Source organism: Actinoplanes sp. NPDC049681 (assembly GCF_044465265.1).
Lineage (GTDB): Bacteria > Actinomycetota > Actinomycetes > Mycobacteriales > Micromonosporaceae > Actinoplanes.
The window spans coordinates 345,783-369,971 of the sequence record NZ_JBITLP010000003.1 but is presented as its reverse complement, the minus strand read 5'-3'; the positions used below and the strand labels follow the sequence as shown (position 1 = coordinate 369,971).

Here is a 24,189-nt window from a genome sequence, read left to right as displayed (position 1 = left end):
CGCGTCACAGCAGGTCGGCCAGGACCGGCCGGACCGCGGCGGCGACGTCGGCGGATGTGGCGGGGCCTCCCTGTCCGGCCCGGCGCCCGGCCAGGCCGTGGACGTAAGCGGCCACGACAGCCGCCCGCTCCGGTGGCAGGCCGGCGGCGAGCAGCGAGCCCAGCAGGCCTGCCAGCACGTCACCCGATCCGGCGGTGGCGAGGTCGGGGCTGCCGGTCGGGTTGGCCCACACCTCGCCCGACGGGGTCGCGACGATCGTACGGTCGCCCTTGAGCAGGACGACCGCGTTGAGCCAGGCCGCGAGCCGGCACGCCGCACTCGCCCGGTCGGCACCGGGTGCCTCGCCGGCCAGCCGGGCGAACTCGCGGTCGTGGGGGGTGATCACCAGTGGGGCGTCCCGGCGCAGGTCGCTCGCGTGCTGCCCGTCGACCAGCATGGTCAGCGCGTCGGCATCGAGCAGGACGGGAAGCGAGGTGGCAAGTACGCTGCGGAGCTCCGTACGCGCATCATCATCCGTCCCGAGCCCCGAGCCACACACCCAGGCCTGGACCCGCCCGGCGTCGGCGACCCGCTTGGCGGCGACGACCGAAGGATGCCGCCGCACCACCTCGCGGTCGGCGGTGCCCGCGTATCGCACCATGCCGGTAGGCCCGGCGAGCGCGCCGGCCACCGACAGCACCGCCGCCCCCGGGTACGTGGCTGAACCGGTGGCCAGGCCGACCACGCCCCGGCTGTACTTGTCCGACGCCGCACCGGGGCGTGGCCACCACGACGCGATGTCGGACGCGTCGGCCACCCGTACGGCAGCCGCAGCGTGCAGCGTGGCACCCAGGCCGATGTCCACGAGCTCGACGTGGCCCGCCAGGGCCGCGGCGGGACCCACGACGTGCGCGGGCTTGAGGCAGCCGAAAGTGACCGTGACGTCGGCGTGCACCGCGTCACCGGGCACGTCACCGGTGTCCACCGCGACCCCGCTCGGCACATCCACCGCGACGACCGGCGTCCTCACGCCGTCCCGGGTACGCAGGCCGGGCAGCGCCGTGACCAGGCCCGCGGCGGGAGGCCGCAGCCCACCGCTCGCGCCGATGCCGACGATGCCGTCGACCACGAGGTCCGCGCGCGCCGGAAGATCGGTCACCGTGCGGCCGCCGGCGCGGCGCAGGGCTGCCAGGCCGGCCAGGTGGACGTGGTCGGGCCTCAGCAGGACGGCCTGCACGGCAGCGCCCCTCGCGGCCAGGCGGGCGCCCGCGTAGAGCGCGTCCCCACCGTTGTCGCCGCTGCCCACCAGAAGCACCACCGTCGCGCCGTAGACGCCGCCGCTTTCCTGCAGCATGAGCGCGCAGCGGCGGGCGAGACCGGCCGCGGCGCGCTGCATGAGGGTGCCGTCCGGCAGCGTCCCCATCAGGGCCTTCTCCGCCGAGCGGACGTCCGCAACCCGCCATGCCTGCCGCATCCGCGCTCCCTCGTCCGTGTTCCGTCAGGCCTCGGCGACCACCATGGCCGAGGCGATGCCGCCGTCGTGGGACAGCGACAGGTGCCATCGGTTGACGCCCCGCTCGGCTGCCGCCGCCGCGACCGTACCGGAGACGGTCAGCCATGGGCGGCCGTCCGGGTCGGAGACGATCTCGCAGTCGTGCCAGCGCAGCCCGGCGGGTGCGCCGAGAGCCTTGGCCACCGCCTCCTTGGCGGCGAACCTCGCGGCCAGCGACTCCGCCGACCGCGGACTGCCGGACGGCGTCATCCGCTCCGCGTCGGTGAAGAGCCGGTCCCCCAGCAGCGGCGTGCGATCCAGCGCCCGGGAGAACCGGTCGACCAGCACCACGTCGATCCCGACAGACACGATCACACACGCAACCCTAGCGGGATCGGTTATCCACAACGCGGTTCCGGACGGGCGTTGTCCACAGGCCGGAACCGCGAACCCGGCCGATTCCCTAACGTCGTCGGCCCGAGTCCTTCCCCCTCCGGAGGTTGCCGATGACGCCCGATCTCGAAGTCGACGCCGAAGGCGTGCGCGCCTGGGCTTCGGCCCTGGTGGCCGCCGGCAGCGGCCTGCACCTCAACCCCTTACCGCCGGTTCCGGGCCCGCACTGGTCGGCCGCCGACGCGGGTACGGTCGCAGCCGCGGCCGCCAGGCGCACCCTGGCCGAGATCGCCGAGGACATCGTCGCCACGGGACGCGCGGCGGCCCTGACGGCGGACGACTACGAGGCGGCCGACGACCGGGCGGCGACCGGGTTGCGGAGGATCCGGTGACCGTCCTTCAGGCGACCGAGCCGGCGCGGTGGTGCGAGACCGCGGCTGCCTGGCGGGCCTGGGCCACAGCCGCCGGCCGCTGGGTGACGGACGTGCGAACCTGCGCGGCCCGGCTAAGGGCGGTGTGGACGGGCGCCGCCGCGGACGCGGTCGCCGCCCGCCTCGGCGGGCTCCTGCGCCGGCTCAATCTCTTCCGGCTCGGCTGCTGGGCGGCCGACCAGGCGTTGAGCGAGTTCGCCGCCGCCGTGGCACGAGCGAGATCGCGGGACGACATGGCCGCGGCGCTGGCGGCCGACGCCACCGCGGCGGGACAGTTGCTCGAGCTGTTCCTGACCTCGGCGGCGCCACCGACGATCGAACCGCCGGATTGCACGGCCGCGCCCGCCGAGGTAAGCGGATGGTGGGGCGCCTTGAGCCCCGCGCAACGGGACTGGCTCCTGGTCAGCGAGCCGGGATGGATCGGATCACTGGACGGGGTTCCGGCCGCCGCCCGCGACCGCGCCAACCGGCTGCTGCTGGACGGACTGCGGATCGGTGGCGCGCTGCGGGAACGGCTCGCGAGCGGGGACGGGCCCCGGGCGTACCTGCTGAGGATCGAGCCGGGTGGAGAAGGACGGGCGGTCGTCGCGCTGGGCGATCCCGACCTGGCCGACCACGTCGTCACCCAGGTGCCGGGCATGACCGCCGATCTGGCGTCGTTCGGCGGCGAGCTGGCCCGCGCGGAGCGGATAGCGGTCCGCGCGGGCGAGCTCGCGCCGGACAGGGCGACCAGCGCGGTGATGTGGCTCGGCTATGACGCCCCGGACTTTCTCGGTGAGGCTTCGAGCCGTTCCGCCGCGGAGGCCGGCGCGCCGGCGCTGCGACGCTTCCAGGACGGGCTCCGGGCGACGCACGAGGGTCGTCCCGCCCGCCAGACCCTGCTCGGGCACAGCTACGGCTCCCTGGTCGTCGGCACCGCGGCGGCCCGCCCCGGGCTGGCCGCCGACAGCGTCGTCTTCGTCGGTTCCCCGGGCGTGGGCGTCAACTCCGCCGACGGCCTGCACGTGCCGTCCGGTGAGGTGTGGGCGTCCACCTCGGCCACGGACGTCATCCAGTGGGCGGCCGTCTCACCGCGGAGCCTGGCCGAGGACCTGGTGCTGAGCCAGGCCCGGCCGGCCGGAGCGCCGCTCGCCTTCGGCCGGCCGGAGAACGACCTGTGGTTCGGCACCAACCCCGCCGACCCGGCGTTCGGCGCCCGCGTCTTTGCGAGCCAGGCGGGCGCCGGGCACCTCGGTTACTGGGACGAGGGGGGCCCGGCGCTCGACGCGCTCGCGAACATCACGCTGGGACGGACCGATGTCATTCCACGGTGACGGACTTGGCCAGGTTGCGCGGCTGGTCGACGTCGTGGCCCCGGGCCGCCGCGATCTCGCACGCGAGGATCTGCAGCGGCACCGTCGTCATCAGCGGCGCGAGCAGGGTCGGCGTGCGAGGCACCCGGATCAGGTGGTCGGCGTAGGCGCTCACCGCGTCGTCGCCCTCCTCGGCGATGACGATCGTACGGGCGCCGCGGGCGCGCACCTCCTGGATGTTGGACACGACCTTGTCGCGCAGCACGCCACGGCCCGCCGGCGAGGGCACCACGCAGACCACGGGCGTGCCCTCGTCGATCAGGGCGATCGGGCCGTGCTTGAGCTCGCCGGCCGCGAAGCCCTCGGCGTGCATGTAGGCGAGCTCCTTCAGCTTGAGCGCACCCTCCAGCGCCACGGGGAAGCCCACGTGCCGGCCGATGAAGAGCACGGTCGACGCGGTTTTCAGGTCGCGGGCCAGCTCCCGGACCTCCTCCATCTGGCCGAGCAGCTCCCGCAGGTTGTCCGGCGTGCGCCGGAGGCGGGAAACCACGGAGGCGACCTCGTCGGCGTACATGACGCCGCGGATCTGGGCCAGGTGCAGGCCGATCAGGTAGCAGGCGACGAGCTGGGTGAGGAACGCCTTGGTCGATGCGACCGCGATCTCCGGGCCGCCGTGGGTGTAGAGCACCGCGTCGGACTCGCGCGGGATCGTCGAGCCGTTGGTGTTGCAGATGGCCAGCACCCGCGCCTTCTGCTCCTTGGCGTGGCGCAGAGCCATCAGCGTGTCCATCGTCTCGCCGGACTGGCTGATCACGATCACCAGCGTCGAGCGGTCCAGGATCGGGTCGCGGTAACGGAACTCGCTGGCGAGCTCGACCTCGCACGGGATGCGCACCCAGTGCTCGATCGCGTACTTGGCGACCATGCCGGCGTTGTAGGAGGTGCCGCAGGCGATGATGAAGATCTTGTCGACGTCCCGCAGGTCCTGGTCGGTGAGCCGGACCTCGTCGAGCACGATCTCGCCGCGGTCGGAGAGGCGGCCGAGCAGGGTGTCCGCGATGGCCTGCGGCTGCTCGGCGATCTCCTTGAGCATGAAGTAGTCGTAGCCGCCCTTCTCGGCGGCCGACGCGTCCCAGTCGATGTGGAATTCCTTGCCGGCGGCCTCCTGGCCGGCGAAGTCGGTGATCTCGATGGCGCCGGGAGTGATCAGCACGACCTGGTCCTGGCCGAGCTCGATCGCCTCACGGGTGTGCTCGATGAAGGCGGAGACGTCGCTCGCCAGGAAGTTCTCGCCGTCGCCCCGGCCGACCACCAGGGGCGAGTTGCGGCGCGCGGCCACGACCGCGTCCGGGACGGCGACGTCGATCGCGAGCAGGGTGAAGGCGCCCTCCAGGCGGCGTACGGCGCGCCGCATGCCCTCGGCCAGCAGGTGCGGCCCGTCGGCGGTGGAGCCGGAGTCGCGCAGGGCCCGCATCTCGGCGGCGAGCAGGTGCGCGGCGCACTCGGTGTCGGTGTCGCTGACGAACTCGATGCCGGTCGCCTCCAGCTCGGCGCGGAGCCGGGCGAAGTTCTCGATGATCCCGTTGTGGATCACTGCCACCCGGCCGTCGGCCGACAGGTGCGGGTGGGCGTTGCGGTCGGTGGGGCCGCCGTGGGTCGCCCAGCGGGTGTGCCCGATGGCCGTCGGCCCGGCGGCGATACCGTCGCCCGCCCGGTCGGCCAGCGCCTTCTCCAGGTTCGCCAGCTTTCCGGCGCGCTTCTCGGTCTGGATGACGTCGCCGTCGATGACCGCGACACCGGCCGAGTCATATCCGCGGTACTCCAGGCGGCGGAGCCCGTCGAGGACGATTTGCAGCGCCGGACGTTTACCGACGTAACCCACGATCCCACACATGTGGGGCAGCGTAGCGGACTTTCGCTCATGGGTGGTGCGCGAGAAGCATACTTTCGCGCATCGTACGTGATCGAAAGAGCCGTTCGGACAGGAGTGGTCCGCTCCAAGGCCAGGTCAGCGCCGACCGTGACACGACTGGGTGATCCATTGCTGGCGGCGAGGGCGTACCGTCGGGCCGACGCCTGCTCTGGAGAGACCTTTGAGCTACCCACCGCCTTCGGACCCCACGCGCCCGCTCCCACCGGAGGAGCCGCCCTCGGGCCAGCCCTGGTCGTCACCATCGGGCGACCCGCTGTCCGCCGAGCCCTACCAGCCGCCGGTCCCGCCGCAGTACCAGCCGGGGTACGCGTCCCTCCCCCAGCCGGAGCCGCCGGTGAGCGGGCCGCCGGAGGGCTATCACGCGACGTCGCAGTTCCCACCCGTGGGCCCGTCGGCGTACCAGCAGCCGGGCTATCCGCCCCCGCCCAGCGGCTACGGACCGCCCCCGGGATACGGACCGCCTCCCGGTTACGGTGCGCCTCCCCCGCCGCCGCCCAAGCGCAGCAACACCCCGCTGGTGGCCGTGCTGATCGCGGTCACGCTGCTGCTCTGCGCCGGTGGGGTCACCTCGGCGGTGCTGTTGGTCAACCGGGCCACCGACAAGGCGGAGGAGGCCATCAGGAACCTGCCCACGCCGCCGACCATCGACACGCCGGCGCTGCCGACGGACCTGCCCACAGACCTCCCGACCGACCTGCCGACCGACCTGCCGACCGACCTGCCCGACCTGCCCACCGGCGTCCCACAGCTGCCCGGCGAGGGCGAGGAGATCACGGTCGAGTACGAGGTGACCGGCGACGGCCCCGTCGAGATCCTCTACATGGACGAGCTCGGCAAGGACCCGAAGCGCGAACACAACGTCTCCCTGCCCTGGCACAAGAAGGTGACGCTGCACGGCTCGGCGCTGGTCTCCGTGGTCGCCGTCCGGAGCGACACCTCCGAGGGCTCGATCAGCTGCAGTGCGACGGTCGACGGCAAAGAAGTAGCCAAGAAGACGAGCACGAGCTTCACCGCGACCTGCAGCAAACTGATCTTCTGACCCGGGCCGTAGGCTGACGGGCGTGACGACGTCGATCTCGGCGGACCCGCTCGTCGGCCGCATGCGCCCGTTCGGCACCACCATCTTCTCCGAGATGTCCGCGCTCGCCGTGCGGACCGGATCGGTCAACCTGGGACAGGGCTTCCCGGACACGGACGGGCCGCCGGAGATGCTCGCCGCGGCCGCCGAGGCGCTGCGGTCGGGCGCCAACCAGTACCCGCCGCTGCCCGGCATCCCCGCGCTGCGGCAGGCCGTGGTGGCGCACGAGGAGCGGTTCTGGGGGCTCGCGCGGGACCCGGACACCGAGGTCGTGGTCACCGCCGGCGCCACCGAGGCGATCGCGGCCGCCATCCTTGCCCTGTGCGAGGCCGGGGACGAGGTGGTGTGCTTCGAGCCGTACTACGACTCGTACGCGGCGTCGATCGCGCTCGCCGGCGCCGTGCGGCGGCCCGTGACGCTGCGGCCGGGCGCCGACGGCAGGTACGGCTTCGCCGAGGCCGAGCTCCGCGCCGCCTTCGGAGCCCGGACCCGGATGGTGCTGCTCAACTCACCGCACAACCCGACCGGCGCGGTCTTCACCAGGGACGAGCTCACGCTGGTCGCGCGGCTGTGCCAGGAGCACGACGTGTACGCCGTGACCGACGAGGTGTACGAGCACCTGGTGTTCACCGACGCCGCCACGCCGCACGTACCCCTCGCCACCCTGCCGGGCATGCGCGAGCGCACCCTGCGCATCTCGTCGGCGGGCAAGACGTTCTCGTGCACGGGCTGGAAAGTCGGCTGGGCCACCGGCCCGGCTTCGCTGGTCTCGGCGGTGGCACGGGTCAAGCAGTTCCTGACCTTCGTGAACGCCGGGCCGCTCCAACCGGCCGTGGCGGTGGCGCTGGGCCTGCCGGACGCCTACTTCACCGCGTTCCGGGACGGGCTCCAGGCGCGGCGCGACCGGCTCGTCGCCGGGCTCACGGACGCCGGCTTCGGGGTGCTGCCGTCGGAGGGCACGTACTTCGTGACGGCGGACATCAGGCCGTTGGGCGGTACGGACGGGGTCGACTTCTGCCGAGAACTGCCGGAGCGCTGCGGCGTGGTGGCAGTGCCCACTCAGGTCTTCTACGACCATCGGGAGCAGGGGCAGCACCTGATCCGCTTCGCCTTCTGCAAGCGCGAGGATGTGATCGACGAGGCCGCCCGCCGGCTCCGCTCCCTGGCCTGAGAGCCGCCGAGCCGGGCGTTCCCGCCCGGCCCAGCCGCCCAGGTCCAGGGCGCGGACGCGCGGCTCAGCCCCCGCGGTCGAGGCGCGGACGCGCGGCTCAGCCGCCCTCGCGGTCGGGGCGCGGAAGCGGGCTGAGAGGCACGATCAGGCCGGGCTGGCCGCGCGTACCTCGTCCGCCACCCGCTCGGCAACCGCCCGCGCCTGGTCCTGGGTCTCCGCCTCCACCATCACCCGCACCAGCGGCTCCGTGCCCGACGGCCGCAGCAGCACCCGTCCGGTCTCGCCCAGCTCGTCCTCCGCCAGCGCGACCGCGGCCTGCACCGTCGGGGCCTGCGCGCCCGCCTCGCGGTCCTGCACCTTGACGTTGATCAGGACCTGCGGGAGCTTGTGCACGACCGCCGCGAGGTCGGCGAGGGATTTGCCGGTGGAGGCGATCGTCGCCATCAGGTGCAGGCCGGTCAGGACGCCGTCGCCGGTGGTCGCGTACGCCGGCATGACGATGTGGCCGCTCTGCTCGCCGCCGAGGGCGTAGTTGCCCGCGGTGAGCTCCTCCAGCACGTACCGGTCGCCGACCTTGGTCTCGATGAGGCGGATACCGGCCTGCTTCATCGCGATGCGCAGGCCGAGGTTGCTCATGACCGTGGCGACCAGGGTGTCGTCGGTGAGCGTGCCGGCGTCGCGCATCGCCAGCGCCAGGATCGCCATGATCTGGTCGCCGTCGACCACCTCGCCGGTGGCCGTGACGGCCAGGCAGCGGTCCGCGTCGCCGTCGTGGGCCAGGCCCAGGTCGGCGCCCTCGCGGACCACGGCCTCGCGGACCGCGTCCAGGTGGGTGGAGCCGCAGCCGTCGTTGATGTTCAGCCCGTCGGGGTCGGCGTGGATGGCGATGACCTCGGCGCCGGCCTGCTCGTACGCGGCGGGGCCGACCTCGCTGGCCGCACCGTTCGCGCAGTCCACCACCACCTTGATGCCGGCCAGGCTGTGCGGGGTCGAGGCGACCAGGTGCTTCACGTAGTGCTCGGCGCCGTCCAGCAGGTCGTGCACCCGGCCCACGCCGGCGCCGGTGGGGCGGCCGACGAGTCCGTGGCCGTCCTCGACCGCCTCCTCGATGCGGGACTCGATCTCGTCCGGGAGCTTCTGGCCGCCCGGGGCGAAGAGCTTGATCCCGTTGTCGGGCATCGGGTTGTGCGAGGCGGAGAGCATCACCCCGAGGTCGGCGTTGGCCTGACCGACCAGGTACGCGACCGCGGGCGTGGGCAGCACCCCGACCCGGACGACGTTCGCCCCCGCGCTGGTCAGGCCCGCCACCACGGCGGCCTCGAGCATCTCGCCGCTGGCCCGCGGGTCGCGGCCGACGATCGCGAGCGGCTGGTGGCTCCGGTCGCTCTCGATGAGCACCCGGGCGGCCGCGACGGCGACCGAGAGCGCCAGTTCCGGGGTGAGGAGATCACCGTTCGCGAGCCCGCGTACGCCGTCCGTGCCGAAGAGTCGCCCCATGGCGGTCGTTCCTTTCGCGGTCCTGAGCCTCCAGTAAAGGCGGACCGGTATGTGGCGGGGAGGGAAATGCGAAACGGCCGGGCACGCCCCATGGGAGGGGCGCACCCGGCCGTACCGGTCAGACGTGGTGCAAGGCGAGCGCTGCGCTCAGCGCTTCGAGTACTGCGGAGCCTTGCGGGCCTTCTTGAGGCCGTACTTCTTGCTTTCCTTGACCCGCGCGTCACGGGTGAGGAAGCCGGCCTTCTTCAGCGCCGGACGGTCGTCGCCGTCGTTCGAGACGAGCGCGCGGGCGATGCCGAGGCGCAGCGCGCCGGCCTGGCCGGTGATGCCGCCGCCGCGGAGGTTGGCGATCACGTCGAACTGCTCGGCCTTCTCGGCGGTCGTCAGCGGCTCGCGGATCAGCTGCTGGTGCACCTTGCTCGGGAAGTAGTTCTCGAGCTCGCGGCCGTTGCAGATGATCTTGCCGGAGCCGGGCACGAGGCGGACCCGGACGATGGCCTCCTTGCGGCGGCCGACGGTCTGGATCGGACGGTCACCCGGGCGCGGGGCGCGAACGGTGACCGGCGCGGCCTCGACGACGACCACGGTCTCCGCGGGGGTCTCCGCCGGGGTCTCAGCGGGCGCCTCGACGGTCTCGACGACCTCGGGCTCGACGATGTCGGACATGCTGTTTCCTTCGCCCGCGCTCACTGCGCGATCTGCTTGATTTCGAACGGCACCGGCTGCTGCGCGGCGTGCGGGTGCTCGGCGCCCGGGTAGACCTTCAGCTTCTTGATGATCTGACGGGCGAGCTTGTTGTGCGGGAGCATGCCCTTGACGGCCAGCTCGATCGCGTGCTCGGGGCGCTTGGTCAGCAGCTCCTCGTAGCCGACCTGCTTCAGACCACCCGGGTAGCCGGAGTGCCGGTAGGCGACCTTGGTCTGCCGCTTGTTGCCGGTCAGCGCGACCTTGCCCGCGTTGATGATCACCACGAAGTCGCCGGTGTCGACGTGCGGGGCGAACGTCGGCTTGTGCTTTCCGCGCAGGAGGGTGGCGGCGTGGGTGGCCAGGCGGCCCAGAACGACGTCAGAAGCGTCGATAATGTGCCACTGACGCTCGATCTCACCCGGCTTCGGGCTGTACGTACGCACAGAATTACCTTGTCTCGTCGTCGGTCTGGGGGCGCGCGCTGGTCGCGCCTGGGCACGAACGTCAAGCGTACCCGAAGGGGAACGCTCGCAGCCGTCGCACAACAGCAGGCAACAATACCCGGCTGCCCGGCGCGCGGTCAAAACGGGCTAGGAGGCCCGTCGAGCCCGACGGACCGCATAACTTATCGGTCCCAGGATAGGCGGTGACCCACGGCACGCCGAAGGCGGGTGACGTGATTCCACCCACCGTGGTCTTAGCAGGCTCGAAACATATGGGACGCGAGGCCGAAATCGCCCACAGGCACGCTTCGGTCATGACGAGTGGTGCAGTCACACCCGGGCGCATCACCCTCGAACTGCCGCCAGGGTCGAGGACGGACCTGGCGGCGCCCGCCGGAACGGGTCACCGTTCCGGCAGAGAGCCGCGGCGTGCGCCGGTCGGAGGTACGGCGGAGAACGCAGGCGTGACGTGGGAGCGGGTCAACGCCGAGGACGGCGGTCTCCGGGCGTGCCCTTCGGTGGACCGGCCGGCCACGCCGCGGCTTCTCGGAACGACGGCCGCAGAGGGAGGTCGGGCCGCCGGATGACGACCGACCGGACCGGGGGTACGCGCCGAACCGTCATCCCGGCGTGGGCGCTGACCGAGCCCACGGCGTCGTTGTCCGGCTACACCGTCGGAGTCACCTCTGACCGCCGTCACGACGAGCTGGCCGCCCTCCTGGAGAACAGGGGTGCGCGGGTCGTGCTCGCACCGGCGCTGCGGATCGTCCCGATCGCCGACGACGCCGGGCTGCGCACGGCTACCCGTGCCTGCCTGGCGACACCACCCGACATCGTTCTGGTCCACACCGGGATCGGCATGCGGCGCTGGCTGGAGGCCGCGGACGGGTGGGGCCTGGCCGAGCCGCTGCACGCCGCGTTGTCCCGTGCCTATCTGGTGGCGCGCGGTCCCCGGGCGCGGGCCGCGGTGCGCTCCGCCGGGCTGCGGGATCGCTGGTCGCCGGAGGGCGAGAGCTACGAGGAGGTCGTCGGGCACCTGGCGGCCCGGGGCATCGCGGGCCTCACCGTGGCGATGCAGCTGCACGGCGACAGCCAGCCGGAATACACGGAAGCCCTGGAGGCGGCCGGTGCCCGGGTGATCGAGGTGCCGGTGTACCGCTGGGCGCCGCCGATCGACCCTGCCCCGCTGCACCGACTGGTCGACCTGATCACCGGGCGGCTCGTGGACGCGGTCACCTTCACCGCCGCACCCGCCGTCGGCGCCGTGCTGCGGGCGGCCGGCTCGGGCACTGAGCAGGTGCTGGAGGCGCTACGCAGGGACGTCCTGGCGGCCTGCGTGGGACCGGTGACGGCGGCGCCGCTGCGCAGGCACGAGGTTCCGGTGGTGTCGCCTGCGCGGGCGAGGCTCAGCGCGCTCGTCCGTACGATCGTGGACGAGCTGCCGAAGCGCGCGCTGAGCATCGAGGTCGCGGGTCATGCACTGACCCTGCGCGGCCATGCCGCGATCGTGGACGGTGAGCTCAAGCCCCTCGCCCCCGCTCCGATGGCCGTGCTCCGCGCGCTGGCGGCGACGCCCGGGCGGGTGTTGTCCCGGGCGGCCCTGCTGCGCACGCTGCCCCGGGGCGCCGACGAGCACGCCGTGGAGATGGCCGTCGCGCGGCTGCGCGCCGGCCTGGGCACGCCCCGGGTGATCCAGACGGTGGTCAAACGGGGCTACCGGCTGCCCGCCTGACCGGCCGTCAGCCGACCGGGGTCGGGAAGCCTCGCTCCTGTTCGGCCACCAGCGTGCGCATGGCGTGCTCCACGACGCCCACCAACACCTGTTTCACCGAGTCCCGATGGCGCGCATCGCACATGATCAGCGGCACGTGCGGCGCGATCGCCAACGCCTCGCGCACCTCCTCCGGCTCGTACCGGGGTGCGCCGTCGAAGCAGTTCAGCGCCACGAGGTACGGCAGGTGACGGTTCTCGAAATAGTCGAGCGGCGCGAAGGCGTCGGAGATGCGACGCGTGTCGACCAGCACGGCCGCGCCCACGGCACCCCTGATCAGCTCGTCCCACATGAACCAGAAGCGCGTCTGGCCCGGTGTGCCGAACAGGTAGAGGATCAGGTCGTCGGCCATGGTGATGCGGCCGAAGTCCATCGCCACCGTGGTCGTCTCCTTGCCGGGCACCTTGGAGGCGTCGTCGATGCCCTGCCCCGCCGAGGTCATGACGGCCTCGGTGGTCAGCGGCTCGATCTCGGAGACCGCGCCGACCAGCGTCGTCTTGCCCACGCCGAAGCCACCAGCGATGACGATCTTCGCGGAGGTGATCTCCTTGGGTTGCGCCCCCGCCCGCTCAGAGCTTGCGAAGTCCACTCAACACCCTTTCCAGCAGATCCATCCGCTCCGTGAACCCTTTCTTGGGAGCGGCACTGTGCAGCGACAACATCCCGTCGGCGACCATGTCGGCGACGAGAACCCGGGCGACGCCGAGCGGGATCCGGTTGTAGGCCGCGATCTCCGCCAGCGACTGTGCCCGGGGCTCGCACAGCACGGCTATGCGGTACTTGTCGTGCCCGGCGAACCGGGCTTCCTGAACGGCGGCCTGGCTGGCTACCAGCACCGCCTCGATGGGGATGTCCCGGCGCGGCTCCGTCCGGCCCCGGGTGACCGCGTACGGCCGGACAAGATTGCCGCGGGGGTCGTGCGGCTGTCCCATCGAGCGGTCACCTCCTTCCGGCTTGTGATCGGACGCGCTCGGGTCGTACTAGACCTGACCGGCGACGGCCTCGCGGGGCGCCGGCACCAGGGCGGCACCGACCCGCTCCACGAGCAGCGCCATCTCGTACCCGACCTGGCCGACGTCGCAGCTGCGGGCGGCCAGTACGGCCATCGACGATCCGTCGCTGATGGACATCAGGAACAGGTAGCCGCTGTCCATCTCGATGATCGTCTGCTGCACCTGGCCGGCGTTGAACATGCGCGAAGCGCCGTCGGTCAGGCTCACCACGCCGGAGGTGATGGCCGCGAGCTGGTCGGCGCGGTCCGCCGGCAGGTCCCGCGACGAGGCCAGCAGCAGGCCGTCGGCGGAGACCGCGACGACATGCGCGATCCCGGCCACGCTGTCGGCGAAGTTGCTGAGCAGCCAGCCCATGTCCTGCATGGTGGGGGGCCTGGTCACTGTCAGTTCTCCTTCGGGGCAGGGGCGCCTTCGGCAGCTTCCTCGCTGCCGGCCGTACGCCCTCGTTGCACACCCCGGTGGTACGCGGAGAGGAGACCGCGCACCTCGTCCGGGCTGCGCCGTGTCTGATTGCGGGGGATCGTCTGCACACCACCGGGCACCAGCTGGGCCTGGGGCACCCGCTTCGGCAACCCGGAGCGGGTCGTGTCGTTGACGGTCGGTTCCGCCGCCGCCATCGCCCGCTGCCAGCCCTCGTCGGCGGCGGTACGCCACGCGTCCTCGGCCGACCGGCGGGGCCGCGGCACGGACTGGTTGCCGCCGTCCTGACCCGCATCCACCGGGAGCGATCCGTTCTGCCGCGCCGGAGCCGGGGACGCCGGCGCGGGCGACGCGGGGGCGACCGCGGGCGAGACGGGGGCCGGCGGAGGCGCAACGGCGGCCGGGGACGCGGACTGGTTCGGCGGCGGCGCGTAGCCCGCGGTCGGCATGCTCCACTCCTCCGCTATCTCTCCGTCGTGGCCCTTGAACCAGCTCTGCTGCATCTGGAGGAAGATCGGCGCGGCCTCCGGACGCTCCTCCGGGCGCGCCCGCGCGGGCGGCGACGGTGGGGGCGGCATCGCGGCAAGCGCGGCACCCCAGCCGTTCGCGTCGCGGCTCATCGGCCGCGGGACCGCGAGGCCGTCGTCGGCCGGCGGGGAGGCGGGCTGCATGATCGGGTACGCCATGGTCGGCGAACCGGCATTCCCCGCGTCGTACGCGGAAGCCTGGGGAGGTTCGGCGGACTGGGCCACCCGGGTCGGCAACGGCGGCCGGTCATCGATCCCCCGCTTCGGCAGCGCGGGCCGGTTCGGCGTCGGGAAGCCCTCCCCCGCACCGGGACGCTGCGAGGGCTGCAGCGGCAGCTGAGGGTGGGCCGGCGCCTCCGGCTGCGGCGCCGGTGGCGCGGAGACCGCGGGCAGACCCGAGACCGACCGGGGGTAGCCGTCCTCCGGCCGGGGCTGCCAGGGCTCCGGGGCGATGGCCGGCAGGGTGGCGGTCGCCGCGCTGCCCCGGCCCAGCTGCATCGGGTCGTTCCAGGCGCCCGGTGCCGTGTCGAGCTGGCGGTTGCCGCGGGACGGCGGGTCCAGCGGCCGGTTGTTCGGCAGCACCACGATGCTGTTCGGCAGGATCACCTGGGCGACGGTGCCGCCCTCCATGTTGGCGCGCAGCTCGACGCGGATGCCGTACCGGGCGGCGAGGCGGCTGACCACGGCCAGGCCCATGAGGCGGAAGGCGGCCACGTCGACGTCGGGCGTCTCGGCGAGGCGCCGGTTCAGGCTGTCCATCTGTTCCTCGGACATCCCGAGCCCGCGGTCCTCGACCTGGATCACGACGTAGTCGCGGATCCGCCGCCCGTCGGCGACCACCACCGTGTTGGGCGGCGAGAACCGGGTGGCGTTGTCGAGCAGCTCGGCGACCAGCCGGACCACGTCGTTGACGGCCACGGCGGCGATGGAGACGTCCGTGTCCACCGTGCCGAACTCGATGCGGTTGTAGAGCTCCACCTCGGACTGCGCCGCCCGCAGCGCGTCGACCACCAGGGCGTCCTCGCGGCGGGGGGCGCTGGAGTCGGCACCGGCGAGCACCAGCAGGTTCTCGTCGTTGCGGCGCATCCGGGTCGCGAGGTGGTCCAGCTCGAAGAGCTGGGCGAGGCGCTTCGGGTCCTCCTCGCCGCGCTCGATCTGGTCGAGCTCGCCGATCATGCGGTCGACCAGGCTCTGCGAGCGGCGTGCGAGGTTGAGGAACATCGCCGAGACGCTGGTACGCAGCGCGGCCTGCTCGGCGGCGACCCGGACCGCTTCCCGGTGGACCACGTTGAACGCCTGCGCCACCTGCCCGATCTCGTCGCGGTTGTTGAGCCGGATCGGGTCGCGGACCTGCCGGACGATGTCGTCGGGGCCGCCCTCGCCCAGGTTGCGGACGTCGCGCAGCCGGGCGACCGCGTCGGGCAGGTCACGGTTGGCCACCGCGAGAGCGCCCTCGCGCAACCGGCGCAGTGAGGAGTTGAGCGAGCGGGCGAGGACGACGGCCAGGGCCACCGCGAGGAGCAGGGTGAGCAGCACCAGGCCGGCCTCCATGGCCGCCTGCCGGGTCACCGAGTCGCTCTCGTCGCCGGCCTGTCGCAGCGCCTGGGCCTCGAGCCGCTGCTCGGCCCAGCGCATGAGGTCCACGACGGACCCCATCGACTGCGTGATCTCGGGGGGGGCCACGGCCTCACCCCGGGTGAGCCGCGTCGCGGTCTGGTCGGCCAGGTTGACGGCGTCGCCGGTGACCGTACGGTCCACCAGCGTCCGCTGATCGGGGGTCGCGACCAGGGCGAAGCCCTCCAGGGCCTCCTGCTGGCCGGTCTGGGTGGCGGTGAACACGGAGAGCTGCTCGGCGCTGACGTCACCGGCGACGCGGGCCGCGTACGCGACCGCCTCCTGCTCGCCCGTTCCTGCCTTGGCGCGCGCGAAGGCCGAGACGGCGCGGAGACTGTCGGCGACCTTGCCCTCTCCCGCGTACTGGCTGAGGACCTCGCCGTAGCCGACCAGGTCGGTGATCACGACGCCGTAGCGCAGCACCGCCTCGGAGACGGCGATCTCATCGCGATCCGTGATCTTCTTCCGGGTCGCGTCCATGGTGCGGAGGTGGTCGTCGATCCGGACCAGCCGGTCCTGCACGGCAGCCGGCGGCTCGTCGAGCGCCCGGCGGTCGGCCGTGTACTTCTGGATCCGCCGGTCACTCTCGGCGATGACAGCGTTGTAACCGTCCGGCTTCGCACCCGGCGTGGCGAGGTACTCGGCCGCCGCCATGCGCTCCTTGTGCAACCACTGGGTCACTTCGGAGACGTCGGTGGACAGCCGGGTCAGATCCTCCACCTGGCCCGCGTCGAGGGCGCGGCCACCGACGTCGACGAGGCGCACGGTCGCCAGCGCCAGGACGGCCAGCAGCGGCACGAAAAGGATCAGCGCCAGCTTGGAACGGATCCGGGCGTCGCGCAGCCGCGGGAACCGTCCGCGCCGCTCCCGGGTCCCGGCACCGCCGTCCCGCAGGCCGTCCTCGCTGCCGGGGGCAGGTTCGACGGCGGAGCGCGCGGGATAGGCCGGGGCCTGGGCCGAAGATCCGGTGCTCACGACATCTCCTCGCTGATCATCCCCGCATCTCTTCGACCGCCTGATCGCTGTCGCCCGAGCCCGGCCGACACCGGCGACAGGGCTCCGTCCACACGCGGCACGGCCGCGATTTCATCAGAGTCAGCAACCGTTTGGGAAGGGCGGAACCTCCCGGAAACACTGTTCACCCGGGCCCGGCAATCATGATTGCGGGTCGAAAATGAACAGTGCGTAGGCGTTGACGTGCGCGAATGTAACGGAAGCAACGCAAGGTGCAGACGCCAGTGACGCTCGTCCATCAAGATTCCAACCACTATGTGGGAAACACGTCCCGCTCACCATGCCTGGCACGGCTTGACCAGCGACCTTCACGTTGGCAAGGTTTGGCGCGTTTGGACGGACGGGCTGTCCGTGTTCGTGCGGTCTACTCCGGACAACGTTGCGTTCTGCGGGACACGGTACGTCCCGTCTCCGCCCTCGAGGAGGCACCCCCAGTGAGGCTCACCCGTCGCTTGACGGCGTCCGTCGCCGCATCGACGCTCGTCATGGCCGCCCTCGCGGGCTGCGACTCGGACAGTGGATCCGGCGACAAGACAGACATCGTCATCGGCGCCGATCTGGCCTCCGGCTCGGCGATGGACGCGGCCTACGCCCGCGCGTTGCAGCTCCGCGTCGAGCAGGTGAACGCGTCCGGAGCGCTCGGCGACAAGCGACTCGTCCTGCGCATCCAGGACAACCGGTCCGACACCACGTCGTCGCTGCGCAACATCAGCACGCTGGCCGACGACCCCAAGGTCGCCGCCATCGTCACCGGTGGCTGCAACGAATGCGTGGTCGGCGCGGCCAAGACCATCAACGACAAGCGCGTACCGACCATCGCGCTGGCCGCCGCCGACGAGGTCAGCTCGCCGGTCGAGAGCCGCCGGTGGGTCTTCAAGCTGGGCCCGAACGCGAACGACAGCGCGGCCGCCCTCGTGTCCGAGCTGGTCCGCACCAAGACCAAGTCGGTGGCGCTGCTCTACTCCGACGACCTGTACGGCCGGGGTGGCCGCGCCCGCATGGCGAAGCAGCTGACGGCCGCCGGCATCGACATCACCAACCAGCTGCCGGTCAAGCCGACGGCCACCGACGTCACCCAGACCGTGGGCACCCTGACCGACAGCAGGCCGGACGCCCTCATCGTGTGGACCGGGCCCGACCAGGCGACGCTCGCGGCGACCAGCGCCAAGGTCGCCCAGTACAAGGGCCGGATCTATTTCGACGCCGAGGCGGCCGGCGACCTGTTCCTCCCCCAGGAGGCCGCCGCCGCCACGAACGACACGACCATGGTCTTCACCCAGATCCTCGCGATCGACGACGTGATCGCGACGACGCCGGCCAAGGCCGCCCGCAAGCAGTGGTTCCGCGACTACACCTCGCGCTACGGCAGCTACTCGGGCGTCGCGTCGTTCGGTGCCGACGCGGTGAGCCTGATCGCCGACGCGGTGACCCAGGCCGGCGGCGACCGCCGGCGGATCCGCGACATCCTCGAGACCACGCAGACCGACGGCCTGTCCGGCCCGATCCGGCTGACGCCGGACAACCACTCGGGGCTCATGCCGCAGGCGCTGGCCCTCCTGGTCGCCCGCAGCGGACGCTGGCGGCTGCTGAGCTGACCGTTCACACCTGAGGAAGGGGCGTCCGAGGCCGCCCCTTCCTCAGCGCACCGAGGTCGTCGCCCGCACCCACGGCAGGGCGAACCGCTCGACCAGCACCAGCAGGTAATACAGCACGATGCTGACGAGCGCGAGCAGCGCGATGGCCGCGAACGCCGTCGGGGTGTCACCCTGCCCGCTGGTCTGCACGATGATCATTCCGAGGCCGGTGCTGCCGTACTGCATCTCGCCCACCACCACGCCGATCACGGCCAGCGGCATGGCGACCTTCAGGCCGACGAAGATCTGCGGAAGCGCGGCGGGCAGCCGTACGCGCCGGAACGTCTGGGCGCGTGACGCGTCCATGGACCGCACGAGCTCCGCCAGGTCGGCCGGAGTGCTGGTGAGCCCGGTCGCGGTGGAGAGCACGATCGGGAAGAAGCAGACCATGAAGGCCATGGCGAGGATCGGGGTCCGGCCGTACCCGAACCAGATCAGCATCAGCGGCGCGAGCGCCACCTTCGGGACCGCATTGAACGCCACCAGCAGCGGCGAGAACATCCGCTCGACCGGCCCCCAGGCGGCGATCGCCACCCCGATCAGCACGCCGACCGCCAGGGAGAGGGCGAAGCCCAGGACCGTCGAGACGGTGGTGTGCCAGGTCTCGGTGAGCAACAGGTCGCGGTAGCGCTGGAAGCCGTCCACGACCTCCGGCGGCGCGGGCAGGACCACCGTGTTGATCGTGAAGACGGCGGTGACGAGCCACCAGATCGCGATCGCCACGGCCAGGCCGGCGACCGGCCAGATCACGGCGGACAGCGTACGGCGGGGCGCCGGCCCGGAAGCGGACGGCGCAGCGGGGGCAGGGGCGGTCGCCAGGTCGGTCATCTCTCATCCCTCCGCCGGTCGCGGGGCGCCCGGAGACACCCCGCGACACGGGCCGGATCAGGCGTTCGGCGTCAGGTCGAAGGTGATGACCTGCTCGGGCGTGAGGCCCGCGGGGATCTGCCCGGAGCCCTGAAGGATCGCGATGCTGCGCGCGACCCGCTGGCTGTCCAGGGCGCCCACCGGCACGCCGGAGGCCTCCGAGCGCACGAACGGGGCCATCAGCGTCAGCTCGGCGGCGGCGGACTTCGGGTCGGCGGTGGGCACGTACTTCTTGAGGATCGTGCCGGCCTCGTCCGGGTTGGTGATCGAGTCCTGCAGGCCCTTGAGCAGCGCCTCGGTGAACTTCTTGACCTTGTCCGGGTGCTCCTTGGCGTACTGGCTGGAGGTGATCAGCACGTTTCCGTACAGGTCCTGGAGGTAGTCGCTGTACGGCAGCAGGACGGCGGGCTTCTTCGCGATGCCTTCGATGGTGGGCTTGCCGACCACGAACTGCCCGATGCCGTCCGCCTTGTGCTGCGCCAGGGTGCCGAAGAGCGTCTGCGGCGTACCGTTGACGAACTTGACCTTGGTTGCGTCCACGTTGGCCAGCTTGGCGTACGTGGGGAACAGGTTGCGCACGACGGAACCGGGAGTGTCCGCCAGGGTCTTGCCCTCGAGGTCCTTGGGAGAGCTGATCCCGTAGCCGTCGAGCGACATGATCGCGGCCATGGTGCGCTGCTGGATCGCCGCCACCGCGGTGAAGCCGGTGACCTTCGGCGCGCCACCCGCACCGCCCGCGGCGAGCAGACCGCCGGTGAGGTCGATCGGCGTGAACTGCGCCTGGCCGCCGACGATGGACTTCACGTTCTCGCCGCTGCCCGCGCCGGGCTTGATGTCGACGTCGAAGCCGGCGTCCTTGAAGTAGCCCTTTTCCTTTGCCACGTACGCGTATCCGTCGCGGCCGAAGTTGCCGAACGACGTCAGGTAGGTGACCTTCTCCAGCGCCTGCGTACCGCCGGCCGCGCCCTTGTCGTCCCCGTCGTCGCTGCAACCGGCTGCGGCGGCGAGTGTCGTGGCCAGCGCGGCGGCCACGAGCGTACGGGTGAATGTCCTTCTGTGCACCGTGTTCCTTCCCAACCGAGGGGGGTGTCGGCGGCCGGCGGAGGGTGCCGTGACGCCGTGGGGTGGTGTGGTGAAACTCGCCGGATCAGCGTATGGGAAGTCCTAACGATCATCGATGACAGGTGGGTCTCGAAGCCCCTTGTGGACAACCGTTCGCGACGGCCCGGGAGGGCGCTACAGTGTCAGCGCATTCATCACACTCCATCGGAAGCGCAGGCAGATGATCCGTCTCACCGGGGTCTCCCGGACGTTCACCGGGCGTTCCGGCACGGTGGACGCCTTGAGCGAGATCCATCTCGACGTGGCCGAGGGAGAGTTCGTCGCGGTGGTCGGCCGTTCCGGCTGCGGCAAGTCCACACTGCTCCGGCTCGTCGCCGGGCTGCTGCCGGCTACCTCCGGAGAGGTGGCGGTGTCAGGCGACCGGGTGACCAAGCCGCGCCGGGACATCGCGATGATGTTCCAGAAGCCGGCCCTGCTGCCGTGGCGCTCGGTGCTCGACAACGTGCTCCTCCCCGTGCAGATCTTCGGCTGGCGGAAGGCGGCGCACCGGCAGCGGGCCCACGAGTTGCTGACCATGACCGGCCTCGCCGGTTTCGAGAAGCGTTTCCCGCACGAGCTCTCCGGTGGCATGCAGCAGCGTGTCGCACTGTGCCGTTCGCTGATCGGCAATCCGCGGGTGATGCTCATGGACGAGCCGTTCTCCGCACTCGACGCCCTCACCCGCGAGGAGCTCTCGGGCGAGTTGCAACGTGTCCACATGGAGCTCAACACGACCATCGTCTTCGTCACTCACTCGATCGACGAGGCGGTCCTGCTCGCCGACCGCGTCGTGGTGCTCAGCCCCCGCCCGGGCCGGATCCGGGAGATCCTCGACATCAAGATTCCGCGGCCGCGCACCCTGGGCCGCGGTGCCCACCTCGAGGAAGTGGCCCGGTGCAGCGCCGAGCTGCACGAACTGCTGATGGCTTAGGACAAGAATGCGCGTCTGCCTGTTCGTCGAGCCGCACCGCGGCGCCACGTACGAGGACCAGCTCCGGCTCGCCCGGCACGCCGAGGAGGCGGGCTTCGAGGGGTTCCTGCGCGCCGATCACTACCAGTCGATGGGCGCGGACCCGGGGCTGCCCGGCCCCACCGACGCCTGGCTCACGCTGGCCGCGCTGGCCCGCGAGACCACCCGGCTGCGGATCGGCACGCTGGTCAGCTCGGCGACGTTCCGGCTACCCGGTCCACTTGCGATCATGGTGTCCCAGGTGGACGCGATGAGCGGTGGCCGGGTCGAGCTCGGCATGGGCGCGGGCTGGCTCGAGCGGGAGCACACCTCGTACGGCATTCCCTTTCCGCCGCTCGCGGAGCGTTTCGACCGGCTGGCCGAGCAACTGGCGATCATCACCGGGCTGTGGGCGACGCCGGACGGCGAGACCTACTCCTACGACGGCAAGCACTACCGGCTCCTCGACGCACCGGCCCTGCCCAAGCCGGTGCAGCGGCCCGGCCCGCCGGTGATCGTCGGAGGCCGGGGCCCGCGGCGCACACCTGAACTCGCCGCCCGCTTCGCGGACGAGTTCAACATGCCGTTCAAGACCGTGGCGGAGACGGCTGCGGCTTTCGAGAGGGTACGCCGGGCCTGCGAGACGTACGACCGCCCGGCGGACCGGCCCCTCACCCTGTCGGCGGGAGTGGTCGTGGCGCTGGGGCGTACGGACGCCGACGCCCACCGCCGCGCCGCTCCCCTGCACGTGCCGAGCGCCCTCCCGCCTGAGGACCCGGTGGTCGGCTCGCCGCATGCGCTGGTGCAGCGCCTGGGCGAGCTGGCGGAGATCGGCACCACCCGGGTGCACCTGCGGGTGATCGACATGTCCGACCTCGACCACGTCGACCTGATCGCCGACCAGGTCCTGCCGCTGGTGGGGTCGCTGTGACCGAGCGGGTGCCGGGCGCCGTGGGCCAGGAGATCATGCTCGAGAACGATCAGGTCCGGATCTGGCACATCTCCCTGCGCCCCGGCGAGACCCAGCCGCTGCACCACCACGGCCTCCCGTACGTGGTGGTCGCCGTCCAGGGCGCCAAGAACGTGATCCACACGGCCGCCGGCGCGCGCATCGAGGTCGAGGAGGAGACCGGCGCCATCGTGTTCCGCGAGCCCGGCCAGACTCACATGCTGACGAACGACGGTGACACTGTGTATATCGGCCGGATCATCGAGCTGAAGTCCGCCTAAGCGCGATTTTGGGCAGCCTTAAGAAGCGGCTTCCTGACTGGCGAGCAGACCGGACCATTCCGTAACGTGCCCGCCATGGCATTTCGGACCTGGGCCAAGCTGTTGTCCGCCACCCTCGGCGTGGGGGTCCTCGCGGGCGCCAGCCAGCTGGGATTGGCGTACGGGCTGGGCATCGTGCGCCTCACCCGGGTCCTCGACGTGACCACGCGTGATCAGTGGACCGCCCAGCTCGCCTGGGTCGCCTGGTTCCCGATGACCGCCGCGGTCGTGGGCGCCCTGGCCGGCGCCGCCTTCCTGCGCCGCTGGGCTCCGGCGGGCCGCGGCGGCGTCGGCACCGAACTTGCCCTGGCCTTCTCGGCGGCGATCGGGGCGGGGATCGTCGTACCGCTGACGATGCAGCCGGCCCGGACGGCACAGGTCGCCGGGGTGAACCCGGTCGTCGTCATCGCGATCTGCGCGGGGCTGGGAGCGCTGGTGGGCGTCTTCGCCGCCTGGGCCGCCCTCGCCCAGGCGGTGGCCCGGTGGAGCCTCGTGACCATGGGCATCGCGATCTGGGTCGTCGCCCTCGTCTCCGTCTCGCCGTCCCTGGCGCCCGGCGACCCGCTTCCGGCCGTACGGCTGGGGGTGTTCGATGCGGGCTTCCTGCCGCCGGCCGTGACGCAGCGGACCGCCCTGGCCACGATGCCCGCGCTGGCGCTGCTGGCCGGAGCGGCCCTGGGCTGGGCGGCCCGGCGCCGCGATCTGCCGACCCTGACGATCGCGCTGGCCGGGCTGCCGGGCCCGGCGCTGCTGACCATCTCCTACCTGATCGCGGGCCCCGGTGCGGGTGCGGACCGCTACCAGGTGGTCCCGTACTGGGCCGCGATGACGGCCACGGGCGCGGGCGTCCTCGGCTCGGTACTGGCGGCGGTCCTGCGACGTGCACCCGGCGCGGACGACGACGGTGACGCGCCCACCGAGAACCGCCCGCCGTTGCCCAAGCGCGCCGAGCAACCCGAGTCGGCCATCGCGGCCGCGCAGGCCACGCCCGAGTCCCCGCTCCGTACGTCGGACACAGCGGTCTTCGAATCACCCGCCGGCCGGCGCTCGAGCGCGGCGGATGCGTTCACGGGCCGCACCGGCGAGTTTCCCACCCGCCGTCCCGACACCGACGCGGACACGGCGTCGGACTCGACCCATCCGGCGCCGTTCGACGCTCGTGGCCGCTCGGGCGCCCCGGATCCGGCGCCGTTCGACGCTTTCGGCCGCAAGACCGGGCCGGCGCCCTACGTCCCCGAGCCCGCCACCCGCCCGCTCCCGCCCGAGGCGCTCCCGGCACCGAACCACCAGACTCCGGCCCTCCAGCCGCCGGCCGGGGACCAGCCGCGCTCGGTGGCCGGGCGGCTCGGCCGGAGCCTGCGCCCGGTCGCCCGCGGCCGCGCGAAGGGCCCACTGACCCCGGAGCCGACGGCGGTCAGCGCGCCGCTGCCGCAACCCGAGCCGGTGACGCCGCCGCTGCCGCTCACGCCCGCACCGCGCCCGGCCGACGTACCCCCGCAGGCGGTTCCGAAGGACGCGCCGGGCGGCGGCGGGCGCGGCCGCAACAAGTTCGGGCTTCGCCGGCGCAAGGACGAGGACTACGTCGACTGGGTCAGCGAACTCGGCAAATAGGCG

The 24,189-nt window shown here is 72.3% G+C and carries 22 protein-coding genes; 10 read left to right on the top strand and 12 right to left on the bottom strand.

The window, feature by feature from the left end:
* Positions 1 to 4: 4 nt before the first annotated feature.
* On the bottom strand, positions 5 to 1,453 hold the full coding sequence (locus tag ACIBO8_RS11605; protein WP_396115072.1) for an NAD(P)H-hydrate dehydratase: 1,449 nt from the start codon (positions 1,451 to 1,453) through the stop codon (positions 5 to 7).
* 24 nt (positions 1,454 to 1,477) lie between these two features.
* Positions 1,478 to 1,846 carry a holo-ACP synthase gene (locus ACIBO8_RS11600; protein ID WP_396115071.1) on the bottom strand — a complete coding sequence of 123 codons (369 nt, stop codon included), beginning with the start codon at positions 1,844 to 1,846 and terminating at the stop codon, positions 1,478 to 1,480.
* A gap of 131 nt (positions 1,847 to 1,977) precedes the next feature.
* On the opposite strand from ACIBO8_RS11600, the gene ACIBO8_RS11595 reads away from it, so the two are divergent.
* Both ACIBO8_RS11595 and ACIBO8_RS11590 read left to right on the top strand, forming a co-directional pair.
* A complete protein-coding gene (locus tag ACIBO8_RS11595) occupies positions 1,978 to 2,256 on the top strand; it encodes a hypothetical protein (RefSeq protein WP_396115070.1) in 279 nt (92 codons plus the stop codon).
* Positions 2,253 to 3,608 (top strand): alpha/beta hydrolase, encoded by a 1,356-nt coding sequence (locus ACIBO8_RS11590; RefSeq protein ID WP_396115069.1) that lies wholly within the window; start codon positions 2,253 to 2,255, stop codon positions 3,606 to 3,608. The genes ACIBO8_RS11595 and ACIBO8_RS11590 overlap by 4 nt, the downstream gene beginning before the upstream one ends.
* On the opposite strand, the gene glmS is transcribed toward ACIBO8_RS11590, so the two are convergent.
* Positions 3,595 to 5,481, bottom strand: coding sequence for a glutamine--fructose-6-phosphate transaminase (isomerizing) (gene glmS, locus ACIBO8_RS11585; RefSeq protein WP_396115068.1), 1,887 nt, complete (start codon positions 5,479 to 5,481; stop codon positions 3,595 to 3,597). The two genes, ACIBO8_RS11590 and glmS, sit on opposite strands and share 14 nt — an antisense overlap.
* A gap of 373 nt (positions 5,482 to 5,854) precedes the next feature.
* Between glmS and ACIBO8_RS11580 the strand changes: the two genes are divergently transcribed.
* Positions 5,855 to 6,559 (top strand): MmpS family transport accessory protein, encoded by a 705-nt coding sequence (locus tag ACIBO8_RS11580; RefSeq protein WP_396115067.1) that lies wholly within the window; start codon positions 5,855 to 5,857, stop codon positions 6,557 to 6,559.
* A 22-nt stretch (positions 6,560 to 6,581) separates the two neighbouring features.
* Positions 6,582 to 7,769, top strand: coding sequence for a pyridoxal phosphate-dependent aminotransferase (locus ACIBO8_RS11575; protein ID WP_396115066.1), 1,188 nt, complete (start codon positions 6,582 to 6,584; stop codon positions 7,767 to 7,769).
* A 144-nt stretch (positions 7,770 to 7,913) separates the two neighbouring features.
* Here ACIBO8_RS11575 and glmM read toward each other — a convergent pair whose 3' ends face one another.
* The 3 genes from glmM to rplM form a co-directional block, all read right to left on the bottom strand.
* A complete protein-coding gene (gene glmM, locus ACIBO8_RS11570; protein WP_396115065.1) occupies positions 7,914 to 9,266 on the bottom strand; it encodes a phosphoglucosamine mutase in 1,353 nt (450 codons plus the stop codon).
* A gap of 147 nt (positions 9,267 to 9,413) precedes the next feature.
* Positions 9,414 to 9,932: a 30S ribosomal protein S9 gene (gene rpsI / locus ACIBO8_RS11565; RefSeq protein ID WP_396115064.1), complete on the bottom strand. Its 519-nt coding sequence runs from the start codon at positions 9,930 to 9,932 to the stop codon at positions 9,414 to 9,416.
* Between the two features lie 20 nt (positions 9,933 to 9,952).
* Positions 9,953 to 10,396, bottom strand: a complete 444-nt coding sequence (rplM, locus tag ACIBO8_RS11560; protein ID WP_396115063.1) for a 50S ribosomal protein L13 — start codon at positions 10,394 to 10,396, stop codon at positions 9,953 to 9,955.
* A 583-nt stretch (positions 10,397 to 10,979) separates the two neighbouring features.
* Between rplM and ACIBO8_RS11555 the strand changes: the two genes are divergently transcribed.
* Positions 10,980 to 12,128, top strand: a complete 1,149-nt coding sequence (locus ACIBO8_RS11555) for a uroporphyrinogen-III synthase (RefSeq protein WP_396115062.1) — start codon at positions 10,980 to 10,982, stop codon at positions 12,126 to 12,128.
* A 7-nt stretch (positions 12,129 to 12,135) separates the two neighbouring features.
* Here ACIBO8_RS11555 and ACIBO8_RS11550 read toward each other — a convergent pair whose 3' ends face one another.
* Genes ACIBO8_RS11550 through ACIBO8_RS11535 form a run of 4 tightly spaced genes read right to left on the bottom strand, consistent with a single transcriptional unit; the run spans position 12,136 to position 16,635 of the window.
* Positions 12,136 to 12,756, bottom strand: coding sequence for a GTP-binding protein (locus ACIBO8_RS11550; protein ID WP_396115061.1), 621 nt, complete (start codon positions 12,754 to 12,756; stop codon positions 12,136 to 12,138).
* Positions 12,737 to 13,099: a DUF742 domain-containing protein gene (locus tag ACIBO8_RS11545; protein WP_396115060.1), complete on the bottom strand. Its 363-nt coding sequence runs from the start codon at positions 13,097 to 13,099 to the stop codon at positions 12,737 to 12,739. Before ACIBO8_RS11545 ends, ACIBO8_RS11550 begins: the two co-directional genes overlap by 20 nt.
* A gap of 48 nt (positions 13,100 to 13,147) precedes the next feature.
* Complete coding sequence (locus ACIBO8_RS11540) at positions 13,148 to 13,561, bottom strand: roadblock/LC7 domain-containing protein (RefSeq protein WP_364704216.1); 414 nt, start codon at positions 13,559 to 13,561, stop codon at positions 13,148 to 13,150.
* Between the two features lie 2 nt (positions 13,562 to 13,563).
* On the bottom strand, positions 13,564 to 16,635 hold the full coding sequence (locus ACIBO8_RS11535) for a nitrate- and nitrite sensing domain-containing protein (RefSeq protein WP_396115621.1): 3,072 nt from the start codon (positions 16,633 to 16,635) through the stop codon (positions 13,564 to 13,566).
* A gap of 605 nt (positions 16,636 to 17,240) precedes the next feature.
* Between ACIBO8_RS11535 and ACIBO8_RS11530 the strand changes: the two genes are divergently transcribed.
* Positions 17,241 to 18,350 (top strand): ABC transporter substrate-binding protein, encoded by a 1,110-nt coding sequence (locus tag ACIBO8_RS11530; protein ID WP_396115620.1) that lies wholly within the window; start codon positions 17,241 to 17,243, stop codon positions 18,348 to 18,350.
* A gap of 42 nt (positions 18,351 to 18,392) precedes the next feature.
* On the opposite strand, the gene ACIBO8_RS11525 is transcribed toward ACIBO8_RS11530, so the two are convergent.
* The gene (locus tag ACIBO8_RS11525; protein WP_396115059.1) at positions 18,393 to 19,217 is read right to left on the bottom strand and encodes an ABC transporter permease; all 825 of its coding nucleotides are present in this window, start codon (positions 19,215 to 19,217) and stop codon (positions 18,393 to 18,395) included.
* A gap of 57 nt (positions 19,218 to 19,274) precedes the next feature.
* The gene (locus tag ACIBO8_RS11520; RefSeq protein ID WP_396115058.1) at positions 19,275 to 20,318 is read right to left on the bottom strand and encodes an ABC transporter substrate-binding protein; all 1,044 of its coding nucleotides are present in this window, start codon (positions 20,316 to 20,318) and stop codon (positions 19,275 to 19,277) included.
* A 220-nt stretch (positions 20,319 to 20,538) separates the two neighbouring features.
* Here ACIBO8_RS11520 and ACIBO8_RS11515 point away from each other — a divergent pair, with 220 nt between their 5' ends.
* The 4 genes from ACIBO8_RS11515 (at position 20,539) to ACIBO8_RS11500 (ending at position 24,186) form a co-directional block, all read left to right on the top strand.
* On the top strand, positions 20,539 to 21,288 hold the full coding sequence (locus ACIBO8_RS11515; protein ID WP_396115057.1) for an ABC transporter ATP-binding protein: 750 nt from the start codon (positions 20,539 to 20,541) through the stop codon (positions 21,286 to 21,288).
* Between the two features lie 7 nt (positions 21,289 to 21,295).
* A complete protein-coding gene (locus tag ACIBO8_RS11510; protein ID WP_396115056.1) occupies positions 21,296 to 22,237 on the top strand; it encodes an LLM class F420-dependent oxidoreductase in 942 nt (313 codons plus the stop codon).
* A gap of 35 nt (positions 22,238 to 22,272) precedes the next feature.
* On the top strand, positions 22,273 to 22,536 hold the full coding sequence (locus ACIBO8_RS11505; RefSeq protein ID WP_396115619.1) for a cupin: 264 nt from the start codon (positions 22,273 to 22,275) through the stop codon (positions 22,534 to 22,536).
* 75 nt (positions 22,537 to 22,611) lie between these two features.
* Positions 22,612 to 24,186: a hypothetical protein gene (locus ACIBO8_RS11500; RefSeq protein WP_396115055.1), complete on the top strand. Its 1,575-nt coding sequence runs from the start codon at positions 22,612 to 22,614 to the stop codon at positions 24,184 to 24,186.
* Positions 24,187 to 24,189: the final 3 nt, after the last annotated feature.